20 protein-coding genes and 2 tRNA genes are annotated in these 22,661 nt (G+C 64.4%); 12 read left to right on the forward strand and 10 right to left on the reverse strand.

The genetic code is table 11. The features are described 5' to 3' along the window. Positions 1–2 precede the first annotated feature (2 nt). The 4 genes from RBH22_RS09590 to RBH22_RS09605 are packed head-to-tail and all read right to left on the reverse strand — an operon-like array spanning position 3 to position 2,858. On the reverse strand, positions 3–257 hold the full coding sequence (locus RBH22_RS09590; RefSeq protein ID WP_121569971.1) for a 50S ribosomal protein L23: 255 nt from the start codon (positions 255–257) through the stop codon (positions 3–5). Further along, positions 254–1,000 carry a 50S ribosomal protein L4 gene (rpl4p, locus tag RBH22_RS09595; protein WP_256289226.1) on the reverse strand — a complete coding sequence of 249 codons (747 nt, stop codon included), beginning with the start codon at positions 998–1,000 and terminating at the stop codon, positions 254–256. Before rpl4p ends, RBH22_RS09590 begins: the two co-directional genes overlap by 4 nt. A 3-nt stretch (positions 1,001–1,003) precedes the next feature. Beyond that, a complete protein-coding gene (locus tag RBH22_RS09600) occupies positions 1,004–2,020 on the reverse strand; it encodes a 50S ribosomal protein L3 (RefSeq protein WP_121569973.1) in 1,017 nt (338 codons plus the stop codon). Between the two features lie 4 nt (positions 2,021–2,024). Next, the gene (locus RBH22_RS09605) at positions 2,025–2,858 is read right to left on the reverse strand and encodes an RNA methyltransferase (protein ID WP_121569974.1); all 834 of its coding nucleotides are present in this window, start codon (positions 2,856–2,858) and stop codon (positions 2,025–2,027) included. Between the two features lie 231 nt (positions 2,859–3,089). Between RBH22_RS09605 and RBH22_RS09610 the strand changes: the two genes are divergently transcribed. The 4 genes from RBH22_RS09610 to RBH22_RS09625 all read left to right on the forward strand — a co-directional run bounded on the left by RBH22_RS09610 (position 3,090) and on the right by RBH22_RS09625 (position 4,426). Then, positions 3,090–3,160: transfer RNA gene (locus RBH22_RS09610), tRNA-Gly, on the forward strand. A gap of 142 nt (positions 3,161–3,302) precedes the next feature. After that, positions 3,303–3,482 (forward strand): hypothetical protein, encoded by a 180-nt coding sequence (locus tag RBH22_RS09615; protein WP_256289227.1) that lies wholly within the window; start codon positions 3,303–3,305, stop codon positions 3,480–3,482. Between the two features lie 131 nt (positions 3,483–3,613). After that, the gene (locus RBH22_RS09620; protein WP_256545825.1) at positions 3,614–4,033 is read left to right on the forward strand and encodes a CBS domain-containing protein; all 420 of its coding nucleotides are present in this window, start codon (positions 3,614–3,616) and stop codon (positions 4,031–4,033) included. A 78-nt stretch (positions 4,034–4,111) separates the two neighbouring features. Then, positions 4,112–4,426: an MTH1187 family thiamine-binding protein gene (locus RBH22_RS09625; protein WP_306677339.1), complete on the forward strand. Its 315-nt coding sequence runs from the start codon at positions 4,112–4,114 to the stop codon at positions 4,424–4,426. Between the two features lie 4 nt (positions 4,427–4,430). Here the strand turns inward: RBH22_RS09625 and RBH22_RS09630 are convergent, their stop codons facing one another. After that, on the reverse strand, positions 4,431–7,628 hold the full coding sequence (locus RBH22_RS09630) for a BGTF surface domain-containing protein (protein ID WP_306677340.1): 3,198 nt from the start codon (positions 7,626–7,628) through the stop codon (positions 4,431–4,433). A gap of 432 nt (positions 7,629–8,060) precedes the next feature. Here RBH22_RS09630 and RBH22_RS09635 point away from each other — a divergent pair, with 432 nt between their 5' ends. Together RBH22_RS09635 and RBH22_RS09640 are read left to right on the forward strand one after the other, a co-directional pair. Beyond that, the gene (locus tag RBH22_RS09635) at positions 8,061–8,498 is read left to right on the forward strand and encodes a type IV pilin N-terminal domain-containing protein (RefSeq protein WP_306677341.1); all 438 of its coding nucleotides are present in this window, start codon (positions 8,061–8,063) and stop codon (positions 8,496–8,498) included. Between the two features lie 4 nt (positions 8,499–8,502). Next, positions 8,503–8,940 (forward strand): type IV pilin N-terminal domain-containing protein, encoded by a 438-nt coding sequence (locus RBH22_RS09640; RefSeq protein WP_306677342.1) that lies wholly within the window; start codon positions 8,503–8,505, stop codon positions 8,938–8,940. Between the two features lie 183 nt (positions 8,941–9,123). Here the strand turns inward: RBH22_RS09640 and RBH22_RS09645 are convergent, their stop codons facing one another. After that, the gene (locus RBH22_RS09645) at positions 9,124–9,312 is read right to left on the reverse strand and encodes a hypothetical protein (RefSeq protein WP_256545829.1); all 189 of its coding nucleotides are present in this window, start codon (positions 9,310–9,312) and stop codon (positions 9,124–9,126) included. Between the two features lie 223 nt (positions 9,313–9,535). Between RBH22_RS09645 and RBH22_RS09650 the strand changes: the two genes are divergently transcribed. Next, the gene (locus tag RBH22_RS09650; protein WP_306677343.1) at positions 9,536–10,297 is read left to right on the forward strand and encodes a molybdopterin-binding protein; all 762 of its coding nucleotides are present in this window, start codon (positions 9,536–9,538) and stop codon (positions 10,295–10,297) included. A 36-nt stretch (positions 10,298–10,333) separates the two neighbouring features. Here the strand turns inward: RBH22_RS09650 and RBH22_RS09655 are convergent, their stop codons facing one another. After that, positions 10,334–11,509: a CBS domain-containing protein gene (locus RBH22_RS09655; protein WP_256289235.1), complete on the reverse strand. Its 1,176-nt coding sequence runs from the start codon at positions 11,507–11,509 to the stop codon at positions 10,334–10,336. 111 nt (positions 11,510–11,620) lie between these two features. Between RBH22_RS09655 and RBH22_RS09660 the strand changes: the two genes are divergently transcribed. The 3 genes from RBH22_RS09660 to RBH22_RS09670 all read left to right on the forward strand — a co-directional run bounded on the left by RBH22_RS09660 (position 11,621) and on the right by RBH22_RS09670 (position 15,792). Then, the gene (locus tag RBH22_RS09660) at positions 11,621–13,678 is read left to right on the forward strand and encodes a DEAD/DEAH box helicase (RefSeq protein ID WP_306677344.1); all 2,058 of its coding nucleotides are present in this window, start codon (positions 11,621–11,623) and stop codon (positions 13,676–13,678) included. Between the two features lie 134 nt (positions 13,679–13,812). After that, entirely contained in the window at positions 13,813–15,663 is a 1,851-nt protein-coding gene (locus tag RBH22_RS09665; protein ID WP_306677345.1) for an SLC13 family permease, read from the forward strand. Between the two features lie 56 nt (positions 15,664–15,719). Beyond that, a tRNA-Pro gene (locus tag RBH22_RS09670) sits at positions 15,720–15,792 on the forward strand. Positions 15,793–16,044: 252 nt separating this feature from the next. Here the strand turns inward: RBH22_RS09670 and RBH22_RS09675 are convergent. Continuing rightward, positions 16,045–17,850, reverse strand: coding sequence for a formate/nitrite transporter family protein (locus RBH22_RS09675; RefSeq protein ID WP_306677346.1), 1,806 nt, complete (start codon positions 17,848–17,850; stop codon positions 16,045–16,047). A gap of 59 nt (positions 17,851–17,909) precedes the next feature. Here RBH22_RS09675 and RBH22_RS09680 point away from each other — a divergent pair, with 59 nt between their 5' ends. Together RBH22_RS09680 and RBH22_RS09685 are read left to right on the forward strand one after the other, a co-directional pair. Further along, positions 17,910–18,206 (forward strand): hypothetical protein, encoded by a 297-nt coding sequence (locus tag RBH22_RS09680; RefSeq protein ID WP_256545834.1) that lies wholly within the window; start codon positions 17,910–17,912, stop codon positions 18,204–18,206. 247 nt (positions 18,207–18,453) lie between these two features. Beyond that, positions 18,454–19,680, forward strand: coding sequence for a PAS domain-containing protein (locus tag RBH22_RS09685; protein ID WP_306677347.1), 1,227 nt, complete (start codon positions 18,454–18,456; stop codon positions 19,678–19,680). A 130-nt stretch (positions 19,681–19,810) separates the two neighbouring features. Here the strand turns inward: RBH22_RS09685 and RBH22_RS09690 are convergent, their stop codons facing one another. Then, positions 19,811–22,186: a hypothetical protein gene (locus RBH22_RS09690; RefSeq protein ID WP_306677348.1), complete on the reverse strand. Its 2,376-nt coding sequence runs from the start codon at positions 22,184–22,186 to the stop codon at positions 19,811–19,813. Between the two features lie 60 nt (positions 22,187–22,246). Next, positions 22,247–22,651 (reverse strand): DoxX family protein, encoded by a 405-nt coding sequence (locus tag RBH22_RS09695; protein ID WP_256289241.1) that lies wholly within the window; start codon positions 22,649–22,651, stop codon positions 22,247–22,249. Positions 22,652–22,661: the final 10 nt, after the last annotated feature.

Genomic DNA, 22,661 nt, shown 5'->3' on the forward strand with positions numbered 1-22,661 from the left:
TTTCAGAACACCCCGATTCGCGAGGCGACTTCCTGCGCGTCGTCGTCCTCACCGAGTCGGACGGTCGCCTTCTTCTTGCCGCGCGGTGTGACCTGCGTGTTCACGTTCACGACGGCCACCTCGTAGCGCGATTCGATCTCGTCTTCGATCTCCGCCTTCGTGGCGTCGAGGTCGACGATGAACTGAAGCTTGTTGTCGAAGTCCATCTCGTCCATCGCCTTCTCGGTGACGAGCGGGTGCTCGATGAGCGAACTCATCGGTCCGCCACCTCCTCGACGGCGCTCTCGGTGAAGATCGTGAGCCGACCGGCCTGCGTCCCGGGGGCGAGGTCCTCCGCGCTGACGTTGGCCGCGGTGACCACGTCGGCGCCGGCGAGGTTCCGCGCCGCCTTCGAGGGCTCTTCGCTCGTGACGAAGAGGATCGACTTCGGACGGGTGTACTTCCGGCCACGGGTCTTCCCGCGTCCGGCCTTCACCTTCTTGTTCTCGTCAGAGCGCTCGATGTCGGCGTGGACGCCGAGGGTTTCGAGCAGATCGACGACTTCGCGGGTCTTCACGAGGTCCTCGAAGTCGTCGGAAACGACGAGCGGGAGTTCGACGTCGTCGCCGAACTGGTGGCCGCGTTCGCGGACGACCGCTTCGTCCGTCGTGGCGGCGATCGCCGATCGGACGGCGAGTTTCCGCTCTTTGTCGTTGATGTCCTTGCCCTGGTCTTTCTCAGCCTTCGGCGGGTGCGCCTTGCGACCCTTGACCGCGTGGGGCACGCGGCGGGCGCGTCCGTTTTCGCGGGGGTCGTGAGACATCCCGCGACCGCTGCCGAACGACTCGGCCGGAGTTCGCAGCCCCGCGTAGGGGTCGGCACCGTACGCCTGTTTTCGGTTCGCCTGCGCGGCGACGACGGCGCGCTCGATGAGGTCCGGACGATACGGCGTCTCGAAGACCTCGGGGAGGTCGAGCGTGCCGGCGTCGTCGCCGTTCAGGTCGCGAATTGTTGCCTGCATTGTTTAGCCCTGATTCGATTCGGTCGACACGTAGCGCACCTCGGGATCGAGGCGCGGTTGGTCGTTCGGTCGGACGGCCGGACGGAACCGAAGGAGGCGCTTGTCGGGGCCCGGGAGCGAGCCTTTGACGAGCGCGTACGGTCCGTCGACCTCGCCGTAGCCGACGAAGCCGCCGTCTACGGTCGGTTCGCTGCCCTCACCGATGTCGATGAGGCGCTTGTTCAGTTCGGTTCGCTGGTGGTAGCCCGTCTGTCCCTGCTGGGGGACCGTCGAGCGCACGCGGGAGGGGTTCCACGGACCGAGGTTACCGATCCGGCGCCGCCATCCCTGGCGGGCGTGTTTGCCCTTCCGCTTCTGGACGCCCCACCGCTTGACGGGACCCTGCGTCCCCTTGCCTTTCGTGACGCCGGCGACGTCGAGATACTCGCCAGCGCGGAAGACGTCGGAGAGTTCGTGCTCGCCGCCGTCGCCGACGAGCTCGAGCGCGAAGTCGATGCGCTCGTCGACCGAGCCGCCGCCGACTCGGGTCTCCATCACGTCGGGCTTCTTTTTGGGGACGTTCTGCATCTCGCCTGGGACGGTGTGGGTGATGAGTCGGACGTCGTCGACCTCGCCGGCCTCGACGGCCGCGCGAAGGTCCTCGGCGTCGTCCTCGAAGGAGTCCTCGTTCGGAAGGTCGAGGACGCGGTCGAGGTTCTCGTCGAACTCGTTGCCCCACACCTCAGTCAGGGGCTTTGCACCGTACGGCGTGTCTTCGTAGGCTCGAAGGGCGACGGCGCGCATCGGCGGCGTCTCGACGACGGTCACCGGAACGGCCTCCTCCATCCCTTCGCGGGGGGAGTTGGCCTCGTCGTTGACCATCATCACCTGGGTCATCCCGGCCTTGTAGCCGGCGAAGCCCTGGATACCCGGGGACCCGTCGTCGTCGGGCCACGACCGGATGCGTGGGACTTCCTTGGCCGCACGCTTGCGCGGGCTGAAGCCCATCGAACCTTTTCGTGGTCTGCTTGGTTGTGGCATATGATCACTCCGTGAGTGTCAGGGACGCGAGCGACGCGAACATCGCTTCTTCAGTTCGCACCACCTCGCTGCCCTGTCGCGGAATCGTATTCAGCCAGAGATCGAACCCCGGACCGTCAACGGGTTCGACCGCATCCTCGACGTCGACGTCGAGGATGGCCGGAAGCCCACGGCCGGGTGACCCGAACGCGACTGTCGCCCCCTCCCGCTCGATGCGAGCGGAGAGGTCCGGCAGCCACGACGTGGTCAACGGTTGGCCGAAGCGGGACGTCGCAATTGTGACGCCCGCGTCGGCGCGGCCGAGCGCTTCCTCGAGGTCCGTACGGGACACGTCGAAGCCCGGAACGGGCTCGTCGACGATCCGCGCACGGACCGGTTCTCGCGAAGAGATCCTGATGGCGACGCGCGTCCCCTCCTCGACCTCCATCGACGGAGGCGTGTGGAGAGAGACCGGGTGTTGCAGTCCGCAATTGACCCGAACGCGGCCGTCAGGTCCGACCTCGGTCACGATTCCCTGTGTTAACGACCCCGAACCGTCTGATTCGGAGCCGGTCATAGACGGGACGCGGAGGGGCGGCAGAACGCCGACGTACTCGAGTTCGTCGCGTCGCCCCCAGACCTCCTTTCGGAGGTGCGGCGGCGTGGCAGCGTATCGCAGCACCGTTTCGACGAACTCGCCTCCCCAGCGTCGCTCGCCTTCCCTGTCTGGGAAGACGGCGAGCCGATCCGCCCGAAACACCGTCGCCGCGCGGGCGACGTAGCCGAGTTTGCGAGTTGCCTCGCGTTTGTCTTCGGCCTCTCGGACGAGAGAGGACGGCACGAGTACGGTCAGCGTCATACCGGTCCCTTCAGCGTCACGTCTAGACTGTATCCCTCGTACCGTAGGGGAGCCTAAAAGACTAGCGAAACCGTTCGGGGGTGAGAGGCCGTCTCACTCCGCCCTACGGCGGTTTCGTGGGGAACCGCCCCGTGGTATTTTCACCCACGCCATCGGCCGATTTGCTCTCCGATTCGCAAGTCTTATTTATTAATCTCGCATTTTCTGGAATGCAGACGCAGACCACGACACGCGCTGGTAGTGTAGTGGTATCACGTGACCTTGCCATGGTCACAACCTGGGTTCAAATCCCAGCCAGCGCACTTCTCTCGATACTAACCGACGAGCGGAGCGGGTTCTTTATCCCCGGTTTTCGTAATCGGAGAACCGACTCCGTAGACGAGGTACGCTTATTCGCGCTACAGGCCAAGTGCGTTTATTGTGTCTGCTCGCCAATGAATTACTATGGATTCCCGACGGACGCGCTACGCCGCCAGTTTCGTCGCCGCCTCACTTGCGTACATCTTCGTCGTTCTCGCGTTCACGGGACAGTTCAACATCGTCGCGTGGGCGGTCTTTGCGGCCGCATTTCTCGTCTATCTCGTCGTCTTCGAGCGACTCTTCGCGTGGGCAGAGAGCGACTGAGTCGGCGATTGAGGAGTTCTCTGTCACCTATTGTTAACACACTACAATAATCACAGGTATACTTCCCAGTCAGTAACAAGAACAGGTAGCAATTACTCGCCGGGGCGGCAACCGATAGTGGGTGAGAGAGTATGCCAATCGACGACCTTGCTCGAAGCGACGTCGTAACAGCCGATCCGGACACACCCGTCACCGACCTCGCGGCCACGATGGACGAGGAGAACGTCGGTAGCGTCGTCATCACGAACGGTGACACGCCGGTGGGTATCGTGACGGATCGAGATCTGACCGTCCGCGTGCTCGGGAACGGAGCCGACCCGACCGAGCAGACGGCGGCGGACGTGATGACCGAAGACCCCCACACGCTCGACCGGAAGGCGGGGTTCTACGAGGCGGCGACGATGATGCGCGATAACAGCATCCGGCGAGTGCCGATCTGTGAGGGCGACGCACTCGTCGGGATCATCACGGCCGACGACCTGACCGAACTGCTCGCCGACGAGGAACAGCGGGTCGCAGAAGTCATCCGCGCCCAGCGTCCGGAGTACTGAACTCGGGTGCTGAACCGACCCGCCGCGTCCCCCATTCTGCGAGAAAACGTTTTGCGGCTCGGTGCGGAATCGACGCGTATGACCGTTATCGCGCTATTGAGCGTCGCGCCTGTGATCGAAGACAGTATGGCCGCAGAGGTCGCAAAAGCCGTCGACGCCTTGGAGGACTTCGACGTCGAGTACGAGACGAACCCGATGGGGACCGTGATCGAAGCCGACGACGTCGGCACGCTCTTTGCCGCCGCGGAGGCCGCCCACCGGGCCGTCGATGCGGACCGCGTGAGTACGGTGCTGAAGATCGACGACAAGCGAACGAGCGAGGGGCGCGCACGCGAAAAAGTAGACGTCGTCGAGGACCAGCTCGGCCGGCCGGCGCGCAGTGAGAGTGAGTAGCGAGTTATTCTCGACGGAGCGCGAGTAGCGCGGCCCCAGCGAGAGCGACGAGGGTCGCGAGGACCCCGAATCCGGGCGTCGTCGTCGGCGTCTGGACTGTCGGGATCTCCGTCACCGTCGTGGTCGGCGGTTCGGTCGTGGTCGTGGTTGTCGTCGTGGTCGTCGTCGTGGTCGTCGTTTCAGCGGGCGTCTGCGTCGTCGCAGTCGGGATGACCGGCTGGACGGTACCGTCGACAGTCAGTTCGGGCGCCGGGCCGCCGTTGACTTCGATCGTGTAGGCGTCGCCGGGACTCGTATCGTTGAACGAGAACGTCGCGAGGAACTGTCCGTCAGCGTCGACTGTCGTCGTCGTGGTTTTCAGGAACGCGGGCCGGATGTCGTCGCCGCTGCGAACCCGGATGTTGATTTCCGTGCCGGGGGCGACGGTCGCCTCACCGAAGATCTCCTGGCCGCTCGTCTCGGTGACGTTGAACGGTTCGTTCATCGAGAACTCGGCTTCGGTCGTCGAGTACGTCGTCTCGACGGTCTCGTCCTCGCCGGACTCCGTCAGATCGAGGTCGTTCTCGTCGTCGCCGAAGACGGTGAACGAAGCGCGGAGCCGTTCGTCGGTGCCCAGAGAGCCGGTCTCGTCCTCGTCGTCGTCGATCGCGCCGTCCTCGTCGGTGTCGCGGACGCCCGTGGGGCCGTCGTCACCCGTCCGGGAGATCACGTAGTACGTGTCGTTGTCTGAATCCGCGACGACCCGCGAGTTGGAGCTGTTCAACTGGAGGACGAGCGGATCGCGGTTCGGACCGGGGTCCTGTTGCTCGACGGTGAACACGGCGGGCGGCGAATCGCCCGTCCCGCTCGCGAAGTCGAAGAACTCGGCGGTGACGGTATCCTCCTCGAAGGCGTCGAGTGCGCCTTCGAGACCGGAGGCGCGGAGTTCGTAGACGACAGTGTCGCCAGTCGCGATGTCGGTGTCGCGCGTCACCCAGTCGCCGTTCGCCTCACGGAAGTCTGCCGCGGTGTCGAGGTCGCCGTATCGGTCCTCCGGAGCGGTCCAGGTCCGGAGCGCTATCGTCTCGCGGGGTTCGAGAACGAGCGTCGCGACGTCGGTCTCGCGACCTGCGGTCGCGGCCGACACCGGGTAACTCTCGGCGTCGAGGAGGTTCGAGACGCCGATGCTGACGTCGCCCTCGACGACCTCGTCGTCCTCGCTGACGCTGAAGATCTCGTTTTCACCGTCGAAGGAGCCGGTCCCGTAGGTCGACGCCGCGTAGCTGTCGAAGTAGATAGTGACGCGGTTGTCGCGGTCGTCGTCGTCGTCTTCGCCGTCGCGGACGGTCACGTTCGCGCGGAAGCCGACGTCCTCCTCACCGATTGTCACTGTCGCCTCGCGCGTGTTCGACAGTTCGACCGGGATGGCGACGACGTCACCGCGGTTGTCCGTGGGCGTGCGATCGGGGAACGTCGCCTCGGTGTCGCCCGCTTCGGTGACGTTGACCGTCGACGACTCGACGGAGATTCCCGACGTCGTGTCCGTCGCGCGAACAGTGTACTCGCCTGTTTCGATCTCGAGCGCTTCGAGATCGTAGCTGAAGTCGTACTCGCCCTGCCCGGAGAGGTCGGCGTACCGTTCGGTGTTCTCGACGACCTCGTCGTCGTCGAGCAGTTCGAGTCGGACCTCCCGGTTGCTCGTTCGGGCCGAAACCGTGCCCTCGACCGGCTCGAGGTTCGTCACGTTCCGATCGTCGATCGAAATCGCGAGATCGAGGTCACGAACAGTGATGTTCGCGACACCTTCTCCCTCGATGGTCGCCTCGTAGTCACCGAGGGTTCGGTCGTCGGTCGCGAAGAGGAAGACCCGGCTGTTGGTCCCGGTCGCGCCCTCGAAGAAGTAGGTGTCCGTGTCGTCGTCGGTCCCTTCCATCGTGACGTCCGTGTTCGTCGACGAGGCGACGACGGCGACCGTCGATCCCTTGTAGGCGCTGATACTCTCGCCGGCGGTCACGGTCGTCGGAGCGAACGTCACCGTGTAGTCGTCTGGGTTGTCGAGCGCGTTACCAGTGGGGTCCGTGATCCCGTCTTCGAGCCGGAGCGTCAGCTCTCGGCTGTCGGTGTCGTCGAGTTCGATGATCACGCGGCCCTGGGCCTCAGTGACGTCTGCGACGATCTCTCCCGTCACTTCCTCTTCGTCGTCGACGAGGAGGGCGTAGTTCGACTCGAAGTTCTGCACGTCCTCGGAGAATGCCACCTCGATAGCGGGCGTGCCGTCGGGCTGGACGTACTGAATCGCGCTCAGGTACTCCGGAGAGCCGGGGACGCCGCCGGCGTACTGGACAGTGATCTCTTCGTCTCTGGTCGCCGAGCGGTCGGCGGTGTCGTCAACCTCGATCGTCGGGGAATAGCTCGCTGTCTCCTGTCCTTCGGGGACGGCGGGGCTCGTCAGATTCACGCTGCCAGCGAGATACGCCGTCGTGGTGGAGAGATTGTCCGTGTACGAGAGCGTGTTGCCGGAGGCGCTCAGCGATCCCGCCTCGGAGCCGGTGGCATCTTTGACGACTACGTCCGACGATTCGATCGTGAACTCGCTGGGGATGGCGAGCGAAAACGTCGTGTCTTCGCCGGTGTCGACGCCGGAGACCGAGTAATTGAACGTGTGCCGGTTCTCGGTCTCCTGCGTGACTGTCGTCGGCTCGAACTCGTCTTCGACACCGATGGCGAGCGTAGCGACGTTTTCGACGGTGAGCGTCTCACTCTCCGAAACGGTCCCGTCGACGTCGGTCGCGTTGATCTTGACCTGGTAGTCGGTGTCGGTATCGACGGCAGGTGACGTCACCGTCACGTTCCCGGCGAGATAGACCGTCGACGTCGACGAGTTGGCTGTTGCTTCCAGCGTATTGCCGACTCTCGTCGTCGTGTTGAGGACGGTCCCGGTCGCGTTTTTCATCTCGACATCTGCACTCTCTATCGAGAACTCGCCCGGAACAGAGAGCGAGAGCGTGACGTTGTCAGACGTGTTGACGCCGGTAAACGAGTAGTTGAACGTGTGTTGCGTCTCGGTCTCTTCGTCGACCGTTAGCGGGTCGAACTGCGTTTCGGCTGAAACTCCGTCGACGGCGGCGACCGACCCGGCGAACGTGACACTGCCGGCGAGGACCGACAGTACCACGAGCACCGCGATCGGAACCGCACCGACTCGGAACGTGGTTCGTGTCATAGTGGGGGGGAGACGGTATCGTGGGCGGTTACACGTCGGCGGCAACCGCCGAGCGGGGAGCAGTGCCGTTTGCGGTTCGGGACTGGCAGGGTCGGGAACCTGGGACTCGGGGAGGATGCCGACGCTTCGACGATGAAACACTGCACAGCGCCGAATTCCGTCGCAAACGACAGTCCACTGATAACGTCACGGTACGGAAACATATGTTTTGTGTGCAGCGGCCGTTCGCGGCGACTGTCTTTCGGTCTTCACGGCCGCGAGAAGGGTGCGAAACCCCAATTTTGTTATCTATTTTGATAACTAGAGCACTAGATTTAATTTAGGTTAGTTTGTACGGGCAAATACGCCTCTCACGACGAGCCTGCAGCCGGGCAACAGGCAAACGAAAACCGAAGACACCACCACCGTCGTGGGACGGTATCAACACTACCAATGAAACTCAAACAACTCTTCACCGACGATTCAGCCGTGTCGCCGGTCATCGGCGTCATCCTGATGGTCGCGATCACAGTCATCCTCGCGGCCGTCATCGGCTCGTTCGTGCTGAACCTCGGCCAAGGCGTCCAGCAGACGGCACCCCAGGCGAGCTTCAGTTTCGACTACAATACGACTGGAGGCACCAACAACGTTACAATCACTCACCAGTCCGGTGACTCGATCACAGGGAACCAGTTGAACACGACCGGAACCGGGTGGGACACCTCGAAGTCCGGTAACTGGAGTGATACAACCACAGTGAGTGCTGGCACCTCAATTACGAAGGTTGCGGACAGCGCATTCAATGGTGAGACGATCCGCGTCGTCTGGACCTCCCAGAACGGCGAGACCTCCGCAACGCTGAGCCAATCCACCGCACCGGGAGGCGCATAACTCGATGAATCTTAAGCAACTCTTCACCGACGATTCCGCCGTGTCGCCGGTCATCGGCGTTATCCTGATGGTCGCGATTACGGTGATCCTCGCGGCCGTCATCGGTTCGTTCGTGCTCAACCTCGGGGGCAGTATCCAGCAGACAGCCCCGCAGGCGAGTTTCGACTTCGACTACAACGCCTCGGGAACCAACGTCACCATCACGCACCAGTCCGGTGACTCGGTTGAGGCCGCTCGTCTGAACACGACCGGTCTGAGTGCAACTCCGAGCAGCGCCGAGTGGAGTGGAAAGATAGATGGGACAACGATATCCGCCGGGACGAGCGCTGAGTTCAACAATACGCAGCAGTGGAGCGGTGAAACACTCCGCGTCGTCTGGTCGTCGCCGAACGGCGAGACGTCTGCGACGCTGAGCCAGTCGACCGCACCCGGCGGATCCTGATCGATCGGCCGACCCGCGTTTCGTTCTGCTTTTTTGGATACCTGTGACTGACGAGAGTATCGTTTGTACGTCGTCACGCACCTGGTCGTGCGCTACGGTGCGAGCAGATTGCTCAGTTGCAAACGCAACTATAGACGAGGTAGTTCGATCAGAATCGGGCCGCAGAAGTCGATTTCGCGCGTTTCAGACCGCGGGCGCCCCTTCGGAGGTGCCGACGAGCCACGTTCCGTACGTGACGAGCGCGGCGGCCGGGATGAGCGCGTAGGTGAACAGTTGCGACGCGTCCGGGAGGGCCCCCGGGAGCAGCAGCAGCGATCCGACGACTATGAGAGCGACACCGCCAAGCACGCGTGTGCTATCGAACAATCCCATAGGTGGCACTACGGCCCGTGGAATATGGACTTTCCGCTTCTGGACGTCGTCACCGCCGGACCAAAGCGGCGCCTCACCGATGGACGATATCGAGCACGGGGTTGCGCCCCGGCGCGTTATACTACCGGACGCGTCTGAAACGCAGTTCGTCATCCCGGGGAGAGGAATCTCTTGACACAGTTGTGTCCGACAATATAAGCAGCCGCCGCCCGACGGAGGGCGTATGGACGTAGCGATCGTCACCGTGGGGAACGAACTGCTCGCGGGCGACATCGAGAACACGAACGCCACGTGGCTGGCGAAGGAACTCACTGCCCGTGGCGCCGACGTCGCGCGGATCATCGTCGTCCCCGACGACGAGGGCGTCGTCGCCGGGACGATCCGCGAGTGGGCCGCCGAGTTCGACGCCGTGATCGTCACCGGCGGCCTCGGCGGGACGCCCGACGACGTGACGATGCCCGCCGTCGCCGCCGGGTTAGATCGGGAACTCGTGGTCAATCCCGTCGCCGACGCAGACGTACAGGAGACGATCGATCGAATCTACGAGGAGAATCCCGATCTGGAGTTCGAGCTCCGGCCTGAGTGGTACGCCTCGATGCCGGTGGGTGCGACGCCGATTCCGAACCCCGAGGGGCTCGCACCGGGGTGTGTTGCCGAGAACGTGTACGTCCTGCCCGGGATTCCCGAGGAGATGGAAGCCGTCTTCGCGAACGTCGCCGGGGAGTTCGATGGCGACGTGGCGACGCAGACGCTGTACTCCCCCGAGCCGGAAGGGGCCCTCGCGTCGGTTCTGGGCGACGTCGCGGAACGATTCGGGATCCGTGTCGGAAGCTACCCGAACCGGGAAGCGGGCGAGACCCGAATCAAGCTCACCGGCGACGACGAAGCAGTGCTCTCGACGGCCGTGGCGTGGCTCAGAGCGAATTCGCGCGTCGAACTCAGAGTGGCCGACGGAGACGGGGACGGTACCGAAGCCAACGAGTGAGCGCGGTGCGGCGGCTGCGTGGCGTGCGGCGGATAGTTAGCGCGGATTCGGGAGGCTCGTGGTGTCTCGCGGTGAGAGCGACGCGAGCGACCCGCGGGATTGGATGATGTTGAACGCCGTCACGAGATCCGAGCGGGAGATGAGCCCGACGACCTCGCCCTCGTCGTCGACGACGGGGAGGCGGCCGACGTCGTTCTTCTGCATCTGCTCGATGGCCGTCATCGCGTCGGCGCCGGGTGAGATCGTCGCCAGGTCGTTCGCCATCACGTCGCCGACCCGGTAGGCGTCGCGTTCGACTTCCTTGATCGAGCGGGCGTCGCTGAGCGTCACCATCCCGACGAGGCGGTCGCCATCCATCACCGGATAGCCCGTGTGGCGTTCGGTGAACATTCGCTCGAGGAGTTCGGCGACGCTTGTGTGCTCGCTCACCACGTCGAGATCCTGACGGGGCGTCATCACGTCTCTGACGGTCACGTCCTGGAAGGCGGCCTTCATCACGGTCTGTTGGGCTTCCGAGGACGCCCCGATGTAGATGAAGAAGGCCAAAGCGACCAGGAACAGATTCGTGAACAGTCCGAAGAGCCCGAGGAGAAACGCGAACACTTTCCCGACCTCTGCGGCGATTTGTGTCGCGCGGGCGTGCGGTCGCGTTCGCGCGAGGAGGGCACGAAGGACGCGGCCGCCGTCCATCGGGAATCCGGGTAACATATTGAACACCGCGAGCACGATGTTCGTCAGCGCGAGGTAGCCGACGACGAACTTCACGGGGTCGAGTGCCGATGGGAGGACGGCAAAGGCCGCATACGAGAGCACGCCGAGGGCGACGCTGACGATCGGTCCGGCGACGGCGATCGAGAGCTCCTGCTTCCAGTCTTCGGGCATCTCGGCGAAGCTCGCGACGCCGCCGAAGAGCCACAGCGTGATCGAGTCGATCTCGTAGCCGTAGCGCATCGCGACGAGCGAGTGGCCGAACTCGTGGAGTAAGACGCAAAAGAAGAGGCCGATCGCCGCGGCCGCGCCCAGTACCCACTGCATCGACCCGGCCGTCAGCGGGCCGACGTCGATGGCCGAGCCGAACAGGTCGTTCAGGACGCCCACGAGTTGCCCGACGTCGTTCCCGATGAGCCACGCGAACAGGGGGAGAACGATGAGGAACGTGAGATCGAGCTTGATCGGGATACCGAACGCGCTACCAATACGGATTCCGCGCATAGCGAGACGTTGTCGGGCACGGGACTTAAGTCCAGCCGCGGCCACGCGATTCGCTGACAGAGCCGACCGGCAGACGAACCGCTGAAATACCTCGTCCACGTACCGTCGGGCGTGTCTCAGCAGGTCGGCCGCGTCGACACGCTCTTTCTCCACGAGACCGGCGACGACTTCCTCGTGGTCGTCGAACGGGACGGGGAGCGTGTCTTTCGCGGAGTCCTCGAACTAAAGGAGACGGACGCAGGCCCTCGTCCCGCGAAGTTCCGCATCAAGCGCGGATCGACGGAAGAGCCCCGCGATCCGAGCCAGTTCATCGAGCTTGCGCGCCGTGCGTCGCGAATCCGTATTTCGGAACAGACCTCGAAGCAGCGTCGCGACGAACTTCGCGAGATGCTCGACGGCTACCAACTCGAAGCGCTAGTCGTTCGGACGTGTCGATACTGCGCTTCCGATGGGAGGTACTCGCCGATCACGGAGGATACGGCGATCAAGACCGACCGCGAGTACATCTGCCCCGACTGTGCAAAGCGGGAACTGGAGCGCGAACTCGACTTCTCGGCATCGGGGCGGCTCACCGGGGCGGCGCAGGACCGGCTCGAAGACCTCCTCTTGGAAACGCAGGACCTCGATCGGATCTCGAACCTCCTCGCCGGGGGGCTCGATCCCGATCTCACGAAGTTCGACACCGTCAGCGCGACGACCGACGAAGTCGACCTCGTCGAGACGTCGACGCTCGATCTCCACCCCGAACTCCAGCGGCGGGTCGAAGACCGATTCGACACGCTGCTTCCAGTGCAGTCGCTGTCGGTCGACAACGGGTTGTTCGAGGGCCGCGACCAACTCGTCGTGAGCGCGACCGCGACCGGGAAGACGCTCGTCGGTGAACTCGCGGGGCTCGACCGGGCGCTGAAGGGAGAGGGCAAACTGCTCTTTTTGGTCCCGCTCGTCGCCCTGGCGAACCAGAAGCACGAGGACTTCGAGGAGCGCTACGGCGGCCTCCTCGACGTGACGATCCGCGTCGGCGCGTCCCGGATCAACGACGACGGCAACCGCTTCAATCCGAACGCGGACGTCGTCGTGGGGACCTACGAGGGCATCGACCACGCGTTGCGGACGGGGAAAGACCTCGGCGACATCGGCACCGTCGTCATCGACGAGGTCCACACGCTCAAAGAGGAGGAGCGCGGCCACCGCCTCGATGGTCTCATCAGCCGGCTGAAGTACTACTGCGAGGACCGCGAGGCGGCCCGCGAGAGCTACGGGGGCGCACAGTACGTCTATCTCTCCGCGACGGTCGGGAATCCGGAGTCGCTGGCCGAGCGCCTCCGCGCGACACTCATCGAGTTCGAGGAGCGTCCGGTCCCGATCGAGCGTCACGTGACGTTCGCCGACGGCAGAGAGAAGCCGGACATCATCAACAAACTCGTCAGACGCGAGTTCGACTCGAAGTCCTCGAAGGGCTACCGCGGGCAGACCATCGTCTTCACGAACTCGCGACGGCGGTGTCACGAGATCTCGCGAAAACTGGAGTACGACTCCGCGCCGTATCACGCCGGCCTCGACTACGGCCGGCGGAAGCGCGTCGAGCGGCAGTTCGGGGATCAGGACCTCGCCGCGGTGGTCACGACCGCCGCGCTCGCCGCCGGCGTCGACTTCCCCGCCTCACAGGTCATCTTCGACTCGCTGGCGATGGGCATCGAGTGGCTCTCCGTCCAGGAGTTCGAGCAGATGCTCGGGCGTGCCGGCCGCCCGGACTACCACGATCAGGGGACGGTCTATCTTCTCGTCGAACCCGACTGCACCTACCACAACACGATGGAGATGACCGAAGACGAGGTCGCGTTCAAACTCCTGAAAGGCGAGATGGAGGACGTCCTGACGCACTACGACGAGACCGCGGCCGCCGAGGAGACGCTCGCGAACGTCGTCGTCGCCGGCAAGCGTGCCAAGCGACTGAACGACCGGATGGTCGGTGACGTCCCGACGAAACACGCGATCGGCAAACTGCTCCAGTGGGAGTTCATCGACGGCTTCGATCCGACGCCGCTGGGACGGGCGGTCTGTCGGCACTTCCTCTCGCCGAAAGACGCGTTCCGCATCCTCGATTGCATCCGCTCGGGCACGGACCCCTACGGACTCGTCGCCGAGATGGAACTCCAAGACGAGTTCTGAACGCCGGCGGCGGTCGCCGACCCGACTCATCACACTCGGGTGACGGAGGTCGAATCGGGGGCCGAAAGGGGGCTCCACCGCCGGACGTGAGAGAAATCCCACAGTATTTTGCACTGGCGAGTCGACCGAACAATGTGGCACCGATACCGCCAGGCGTCCTCGCTGTTTTCCTCGTCGTCCTCGTCGCGCTCGCGCTGTTCGTCACCGAGCCAGTTCCGGTCGACGTCACTGCGATCGGGGTGATGGTGGCGCTGCTGTTGATCCAGCCGGCGTCGGCGGCGCTGGCAACGATAGGGCTCTTGGGCGACCCGATCGTGCTCTTTGCGGACTACCCCGCGGACGCGCTCTCGGGCTTTTCGAGCGAGGCGACGCTGACGGTGCTTGCGATGTTCATCCTCAGCGACGGCGTCCAGCGCACCGGCGTCGTCCAGCGGCTGGGCGCGCGGATCGCCTCTTTCACAGGAGACAGTATGGACCGACAGCTCGGGGCGACGATCGGCGTCGTCGCGCCCATTTCCGGATTCATCAACAACACCGCGGCGGTCGCCATCTTGCTGCCGATGGTGACAGACCTCGCCGAGCGCGGCGGGACGTCGCCGTCGAAACTGCTCTTGCCGCTCTCGTATGCGTCGATGTTCGGCGGGATGCTCACGCTGATCGGGACGTCGACGAACATCCTCGCCTCCGAACTCTCGGGACGGCTCATCGGCCGGACGTTCACGATGTTCGAGTTCACGCAACTCGGTATCGTCGTCTCCATCGTGGGCACAGCGTACTTGCTGACGGTCGGGCGGTGGCTGACCCCCGAGCGGATCAAGCCCCGACAGGATCTGACCGAGGAGTTCGAGATGGGCGAGTACCTGACGGAGGTCGTCGTCCGCGAGGACTCACCGCTCGTCGGCCAGCAGGTCCGGCGCGCGCTGGAGGAGACAGACTTCGACATCGACCTGATTCAGTTGATCCGCAGCGGCGAGGTCTTCCTCGAACCGCTCGGGCCGAAGCAGATCCAACCGGGCGACGTGTTCGCGATTCGGACCGACCGCGACACGCTCGTCGAACTACTCGACGTCGAAGGGCTGGACGTCGTGCCGACGGCCGTCGACGAATCGGAGCTAGAAGCCGGCGAAGCCCGGCAGAATCTCGTCGAGGTCGTCATCGGTCCGGGGTCGTCACTCGTCGGCGAGTCGCTCGCGTCTGCGAGCTTTCGACAGCGGTACAACGCGACGGTGCTCGCGCTGCGGCGCGGGCAGGAACTCTTCCGCCGGCGGATGGACAACGTCACGCTCCGCGTCGGCGACACGCTCCTCGTGCAGGCGACCGCCGACAGCATCGAGCGGCTCGATGCGAACCGGGACTTCATCGTCGCCCAGGAGATCGAACAGCACGACTTCCGCGGGGAGAAGACGCCGATCGCCGTGGGCATCGTCGTCGCCGTCGTCGGCCTCGCCGCGCTCGACATCCTCCCGATCGTCGTCTCCGCGCTCGCGGGGTCGCTCGCGATGGTCGCGACGCGATGTCTCCGTCCGGGCGAACTCTACGACGCGGTTCAGTGGGACGTCGTCTTCTTGCTCGCAGGCGTCATTCCGCTGGGCATCGCACTGGAGTCGTCCGGTGGCGCGGCGCTGCTGGCAGGACTCGTCGTCGCCGTGGGCGATCTACTGCCGCTCGTCGGGGTGCTGGCGGTGTTCTATCTCATCACCGCGATCCTGACGAACGTCATCTCGAACAACGCGAGTGTCGTGTTGATGATCCCAGTCGCGGTCGAGGCAGCTCAGACGCTCGGTGCGAACGCCTTCTCGTTCATCCTGGCAGTGACGTTCGCGGCGTCGACGGCGTTTATGACGCCCGTCGGCTACCAGACGAACCTGTTCGTCTACGGTCCCGGCGGCTACCGTTTCAGCGACTACCTCCGGGTCGGCGGCCCGCTTCAGTTGGTGTTCGCGGCGGTGACGACCGTCGGCATCGCCGCGATCTGGGGAATCTGATTCCGGTCGACGCCGAACGAAATCCTTTACTCGGTGACGCCGCCACGTTCAGACGCGGGACCGTGGGTTAGCCTGGTATACTTCGGGCCTTGGGTGCCCGTGACCCCGGTTCGAATCCGGGCGGTCCCATTTCTGTGCGACGAACGTACGTGAGGAGCCAGAAACCGACAGCGACCGGTTCGAGGTCGGCGAGGCCGAGCCTACGAGGTCTCGATTCAGTTCGAATCCGGGCGGTCCCATCTCTGTGCGCGGAATCCTCGTGAGAAACCAGAACCGGACAGTTACTGGTTCGAATTCGTCGAGCCCGAGCGTGTGAGGACTCGGTTCAGGTCGAAGCCACTCGGCCCGATCGATGGCGAGCGCCGAGTGTGACAAACAGGCTCACCCGAACAGTCGCTGGAGGAAGCTACGGCTGCTCGATCGCTCTGCGAGCAAGACGGAGCACTCGACGTCCTCGACGATTTTGAAGTGCAGCGTGCCCGTGACGAGTCGCGTCAGCAGACCACGTTCGGTCGCGCCCACCACGAGCAGCGTGTGGTCTCGCGCTTCGCGTTCGATCGCGCGTTCGACGTCGCCGGAGTCGTCGACGATGAATTTGGCGTCGCCCAGGCCTCGCTCGGTCGCCCAGTCCGCCAGGAACTGCTCTCCGCGCTCGCGTTCCCCGGGGCTGTCGACGACGTGCAGAAGCGTGACCGAGGACCCGGCGACCGTTCGAAGGCTGGCCGCGACCTCCGCGCTCAGGTCGGCGTGCGCGTTGTCCGTAACCGGCAGCAGGATCTCCGATTCGTCCAGATCCCGGTCCCGCAACACGAGGAAATCCGACGGGAGTCGATGCGTCAGTTCGGTCAACGGTCGCTCGGTTCGAACGGCGCTCCAGATCCTGTCGTCGCCCCAGTTCAGGAGCGTGAGGTCGGCGTCCTTCCGCCGGGCGATGTCGAAGATCTCCTCGAAAGAGCGGTGGGAGACGACCGTCGAGCACTCGTAGCCGACGTCGTAGGAGTTGACGTGCTCGCGGATGTCCTCGAAGAGGGCGTCGGACTCGGCGACGATCCGCTGTCGCTGTGCCGGACCGTACGAACGGGAGGGGACCTGAACGACGTGAACCGTGTGAACGGTGGCGTTGTCGTGCGTACTGGCGATCTGACAGGCGAGTTCGAGCAGAGGCGACTCCGTTCGCGGATTCGCGATCGGCACGACGATTCGGTAGTCGACCGGCTCGTCGGCTTCGCTGGTCGTGTCGATGAGGGGAACGTACGACCGGCCGACGAAGCCACCGAAGAGCCACTCGCGGGTCGAGAGCTGTCGGGCGGACCCCTCGAACCGGGCCGATTCGAGGCGTGACTCGGTCGTCTGAAAGTAGTTGACGACCGTCACGAGCACGACGCCGCCGACGGTGTTACCGACGAGAACCGGGAGAACGAAATCGGTGAGCCCGAGCCACAGCGCGAGGTCGTTCTGAAAGACCAGATAGAGCATCTCGGTGAAAGAGACGACGACGTGGAAGAGGTTCCCCATCGGGATGGCGAGAAAGGCCAGATAGACCACCGCGATCCGGGAGATGGTGTCCCGAGAGGCGTACTCCACCCAGACGACGCCGGCCACGATCAGGCCGGCGAACGCCGCCTTGACGAACAGCGTGCCGGCTTCCGTCTCGATCCCTTTCTGAGCGAGGTTCAGCGCTGCCGTGGCGCCCTCCGGGGAGAGGACGCCGCCGTACGCCAGCGTGGCCGCGCCAACGGCACCGCCGGCGAAGTTGCCGGTGAGAACCACGACCCAGTTGCGAAGCAGGGCCGGAACGCTCGCGAGGCGTTCCAGCGTCAGCGCCACCGGCGGGAGCGTGTTCTCGGTGTAGAGCTGGTAGCCACCGATGATGATGTAGATAAACCCGAGGGGGTAGAGCATCGCGCTCAGAACCTCGTGACCGTCAGTCGAGGCCGTCAACGACGCGTACAACAGGAAGGTGATCGAGATGGCGAAGCCGGCCGCGAGCGCGCTGAAGAACAGTTCACGGCTCCCGGACGTGATCTCTTCATCCGCCGCTGCGACGATCCGCTGGAAGATTTCGTCGGAAGTGAATCGGTCTCGAACGACCGACCCGACGGCCGGGGCGCCGCTCCGGGACTGTTCGACCGCTTCGCGGACGGTTTCGCTCTCGGAAGTCGTATTCGGGTCTCTTTCGGATGTCACGATGCTACTGGCTCCGCTTCCGTCCGAGGTCTTTTAATTATTCCGGACGATACAAGAATATGACTCGGATGCAGCGTCGCCTAAGTATCGCCCTCATCGCCCTGTTGGTCATATTCACCCCGGCACTGATACTGGTAGCTACCCTCGAAGCCCTGTTTTTATTAGGGGAAATCACGCTGGCGGACATCTCTGCGCTCGAGTTCATCGAGTTGTACTTGCTCGACCTCGCGCTGCTGGTGCTCTTCGTTGTTGCCGTCTATCAGATAACGAAATACGTCGTCGGCGAGCAGCTCCCCGCTCCGCTAACGGAGACAGAAACCGAGGAACGTCCTGCAGACGACGAGTCCTCAGATTGATAGGGATTATCGTAAGTCTCCATAGATTTCTCGCCGGACGGTACGGCGAGAATCTCCGAACAGTTACGATAATCCCTATGAGTAGGTACTACGATCGGGACTGTAGAGTCGGAGGCGAGAGGTGCATAGTAGCGGAGGCGGCAAGTCTGCAGTCAGACGCTATCGCTGCTGCCGGGCCGAATCTGCGGTCTCAAAATTGATACTGCCACAGAGAGGATTATAATGATGCTCGTGATACAGATGCGTGATGGGGGTCTCATCGAGTCCGATTCGCGTTCTCCACATCGACGATGAGCCATCGCTCACAGAGCTGACAGCGACGTTCCTGGAGCGAGCGGACGACCAGTTCGAGGTCGACACGGCGACGAGCGCGAGCGAGGGTCTCGCACGACTCGACGAGGACACGTTCGACTGCGTCGTCTCAGATTACGATATGCCGCGACAGAACGGGATCGAGCTCCTCGAACGCGTCCGTGAGGACCATCCGAGACTGCCGTTCATCCTCTTTACCGGGAAGGGGAGCGAGGAGGTCGCGAGCGAGGCCATCTCCGCCGGCGTGAGCGACTATCTCCAGAAGCGGAGGGGGACCGAACAGTACCAGTTGCTCGCAAAGCGCATCCGAAGCCACGTCGAGCGCACGCGTGCGCAGCGCAAGGCCGCAGAACACGAATCGCACCTGCGGCAGGCCCAAGAGATGGCGGATCTCGGGAGTTGGCACAAGGACGTCCGCGACGACGAGATCTGGTGGTCAGAGGAGATATACGGGATCTTCGGAATCGATAGGGAGCAGTCCGACACCGACCGATCGGCCAAGCGACCGCTCGACCACCGGGAGTTTCTCACCTACGTCCATCCCCAGGACCAAGGCTTCGTCGACGAGAAGTGGCGTGCCGCACTCGACGGTGCAGCGTACGACATCGAACACCGAATCGTGACGGACTGCGGAGAGACGCGCTGGGTCCGCCAGCGGGCCGAAGTCGAGTACGACGACGACGGCGAGCCACTCGAAGCGCTCGGCATCGTCCAAGACATCACCGAGCGCAAGGCCCGCGAACAGGAGATCAAGAAGGCGAAAACGCAACTGGAGGCCGCAATCGACACCGGAGCCGTCGGCACCTGGGAGTGGGACGTCGATGCCGACGAACTCGTCGTCGACGCTCGATTCGCGCGGCTGTTCGGCGTCCCGCCGGATGCCGCAGACGACGGCCTTCCACTCGAAGCCTACGTCTCCGCGGTCGCCGACGCTGACCAAGAGCGGATCGAGCGTGCGGCCGAGACAGCCCTGGATGCTTGCGGCGAGTTCCAGGAGGAGTTCCGCGTTCACGACCCGGACGGGGAACGTCGGTGGGTGCTCGCGAGTGGCCGCGTCAAGTGTGACGGCGACGGGAAGGCACGCCGATTCCCCGGTGCACTAGTCGACATCACCGATCGGAAGGCAGACGCCTCCCGCGAGCAGCAGCCGCCAATCAACTGATACTGTCGGACAGAACGATGTGAAAATTATCGGACCCCGTGGGTGCCAACATCATTCACGAACATCTGTCCGGCAGTATGAGCCTAAGAGCTCGAAGCGGTGCGGCAGCTATATGTAGTATATGCAACTGCTACGAGAGCTTCTCGGACTGCTGCGCCTGCGTGACCCGCCGGTTCGCCTGCGCGATTCGGTTTCGCGCGGCGTTCGTGAGCGGTTCCGGAACGGTGTCGCCCGCGGCTTCGATCCGATCGAGAACGCGCTCCAGGCCGGTTTCGACCGCCTGCAGTTGCTGATCCGCGTTGCCGCGCTCGCCGGCACGAGCGCGCTCCGCTGCACGCGAGGCCGCCTCGACGATCGCATCGAACGCACGGAGAAGTCCGCCGAGCGCGTTCTGGACGCCTCCACCGTCGAGCGAGGTGCTCAGTTCGCCGTCGAGCAGCGCCCCGAGTTCGTCGCGCGTCTCGGCGGCGATCGACGCGAGGAACGCGGCGAGCGACGCTTTCCCTGTCTCCGGCCGGTCGATCCGAAGGGCACCGGACGCGTCGGGATCTGGGTTCACTCTGAAGGCCCCGAGGGCGCCGTCGGCGTCCCGGACTTCGGTCGTGTACGCACCGCCGCGGTGGACGTAGACCGCGTCGGAACCGTCCAGCGGGGCGTCGTAGAGTCGGCCGGCGAAGTCGTCTTCGACCGCCAGATCCGTCAGGTCGGCGTCGGTTCCCGAGGCGTCGACTTCGAGCTTTCGGGCGTCCTCGCGGGCGACGAGTGGGATTTCTCCGTCGATGCCGGCGGTCGCGACGCGTTGGTCTGCCGACGACGTGGGCGCGCCGGTGGTGGTCGACAATGCAGTCTCACCAGGGGTGGTCGACTCGGCTGTCGTCGACTCGGCTGTCGTCGACTCGGCTGTCTTCGGCGAGGCAGGAGCAGTCTGCTCGTCAACCGTCGTCGGCGACTCCTCTGATGTGCTCGTGTCCGTCGTCGTCACGTCCGACGCGGTTTCCGATCCGCCACTCGTCGCTGTCGCGTCTGACTCGCTGTCGCCGACAGACAGTCGCTCGCTGTGCGGCGCCTGACCCGGGGCGTTGACGGTGAAGCGGTGGTCGCCCGCCGGGACGTCGCGGACGACCGCGACGCCCTCGAACGTCGGTACGGCCACCGGATCGCTTTCCAGGAGCGCGACGGCTTCGACGGTCGCGTCCGCGGTCGTCAGCCCCTCCTGGTCGGGGGCGTCGTCCGTCGTGACGGCTTCTGTGACGCGGGCGACGACGGTGTTGATCGGCGCTGCAGCCCCGATGGCGTCGTAGCGCTCTGCCAGCGCCGCCCGATGGTTGGAGTCGGTGATGTCCGCCGCAGGGTTCTCATAGCGCGGTTGTCCCCACGGCGCGCCGGTCGTCGAGATGTGGCCCGCGATGGCGTCCTCGGCGGCCTGTGGGACCGCGAACTCGAAGCTCAGTTGCGGACCGGTGAAATCGGTGAGGTGTTCGATCTCGCTCGTCGGGACGAGATCGTACGTGTCGTCGGTCGCTGACTCCAGATCCGGGTTCGCGCCTTCGGAACTCGTGGCCGTCGAGGCGTTCCCCGGTGCGCCCTCGCGTCCGCTGTAGCGGAAGACGACGCCGGTCGACCGCTCGGGGAGGTCCGTCGGCGGTGACGCGAGGGCATCGAAGGACCGAACCGTCAGTTCGTCCGGCACGAGCGCGTCCCTGTCGACGTTCGGTAGCCGCTCGTGCTCGTACACGGGCGCGCCCTCGTACTCGGGGACGACGTAGGGAAGTCGCGCTCCTTCGTCGCGCGGCAGCCCGTACGCCAGAGGCAACTCCGAGAGCGCCTCGATGCTCGTGATCGCGGAGTTGGTGATGTCGGCGAGGAGGTCCGCCCCCGGCAAGCGCTGGAACCCGTCGGGTTCGTCGTTGACGGACAGCGCACTGGAGTGTGAGCCGAGTTCCGAGAGGAGCCGCGGCACCATCTCGGGTTCGGGGTCCAGAAACTCGTTGTTCGGAACTTTGCGGGAGTGCGAACTCGCGACGTACAGTTGCGGTCGGCCGGTGTCGGTGTCGACGAAGACGTGCAGGACCTCCCAATCGTGCCAGTGGAAGTTCGTCGAGAACTGATCGAACGCCGAGTACATCCAGAACTGGACGACGGCCAGCGGGGAGTCGTCGTACTCGACGGCGTTGGAGAACACCGTCGGGTTCGGTGGCTCGCCGGACGCCGCATACTGCTCGTGATAGCCGTCGAGCGCGTCGAAGCCGTCGACGATCGACTCGCCGTCCTGCTCGCTCGCGTACGGGCGTGGGTCCGTCGGCAGCCACGGTTCCGCGCGGTCGAAGTACAGCGTCGGTGCGAACCGCTCTGCGAGTCGTCGAGCGGCGTCGGGATCAGTCGTGGTCGCTTCGCCGTCGGGCTCGCGGTCGGTGAACGAACACCCGGCGAGCGCACTCGTGCCGACGCCGCCGAGGGCGGCGAGGAGCGTCCGACGGCTGAGGTCAGTCGTGTCGGTAGAGGTCACAGTTTGAGTGAGTCGTGGATTCGTCGCAAAAGCGGGCGACACAGCGACTTCGCAGTGTCGTTATTTGTACGCCTCGCGCAGGAACACAAGCGCCGCGCCGAACATCGCCAGGTTGCCGAAGAAGGCGAGCCGTTCGCCGCTTCGGGAGTCTTCGTCGGCGTTCCAGAAGTCGTGCATCGTCGTGGTCACGACCGCGAGGAAGGTGACGACCGCGCCGGTCGCGATCTTGGGGAGCCGCCAGAACGCGACGCCGAGACCGGCGACGACCATCATCCCCGAGGCGAACGGCGCGGCGAGTCGGGGGAACGGAACGCCCGCGGATTCGGCGTATTCGATCGTGTCTTCCATATCGCGGAAGTCCTCTGACGCCTGGAGCGCGAGGCCGAACCCGAACAGTAGCCGGCCGAGCCTGGAAGGGGCGGCGGGGCTGCCGTCGGAATCGGCGCTTTCGGTGTCCTCGACCATACCCGCGGAT

This window comes from Halobellus sp. H-GB7 (assembly GCF_030848585.1).
In the GTDB taxonomy this organism is placed as follows: Archaea; Halobacteriota; Halobacteria; order Halobacteriales; family Haloferacaceae; genus Haloquadratum; species Haloquadratum inordinatus.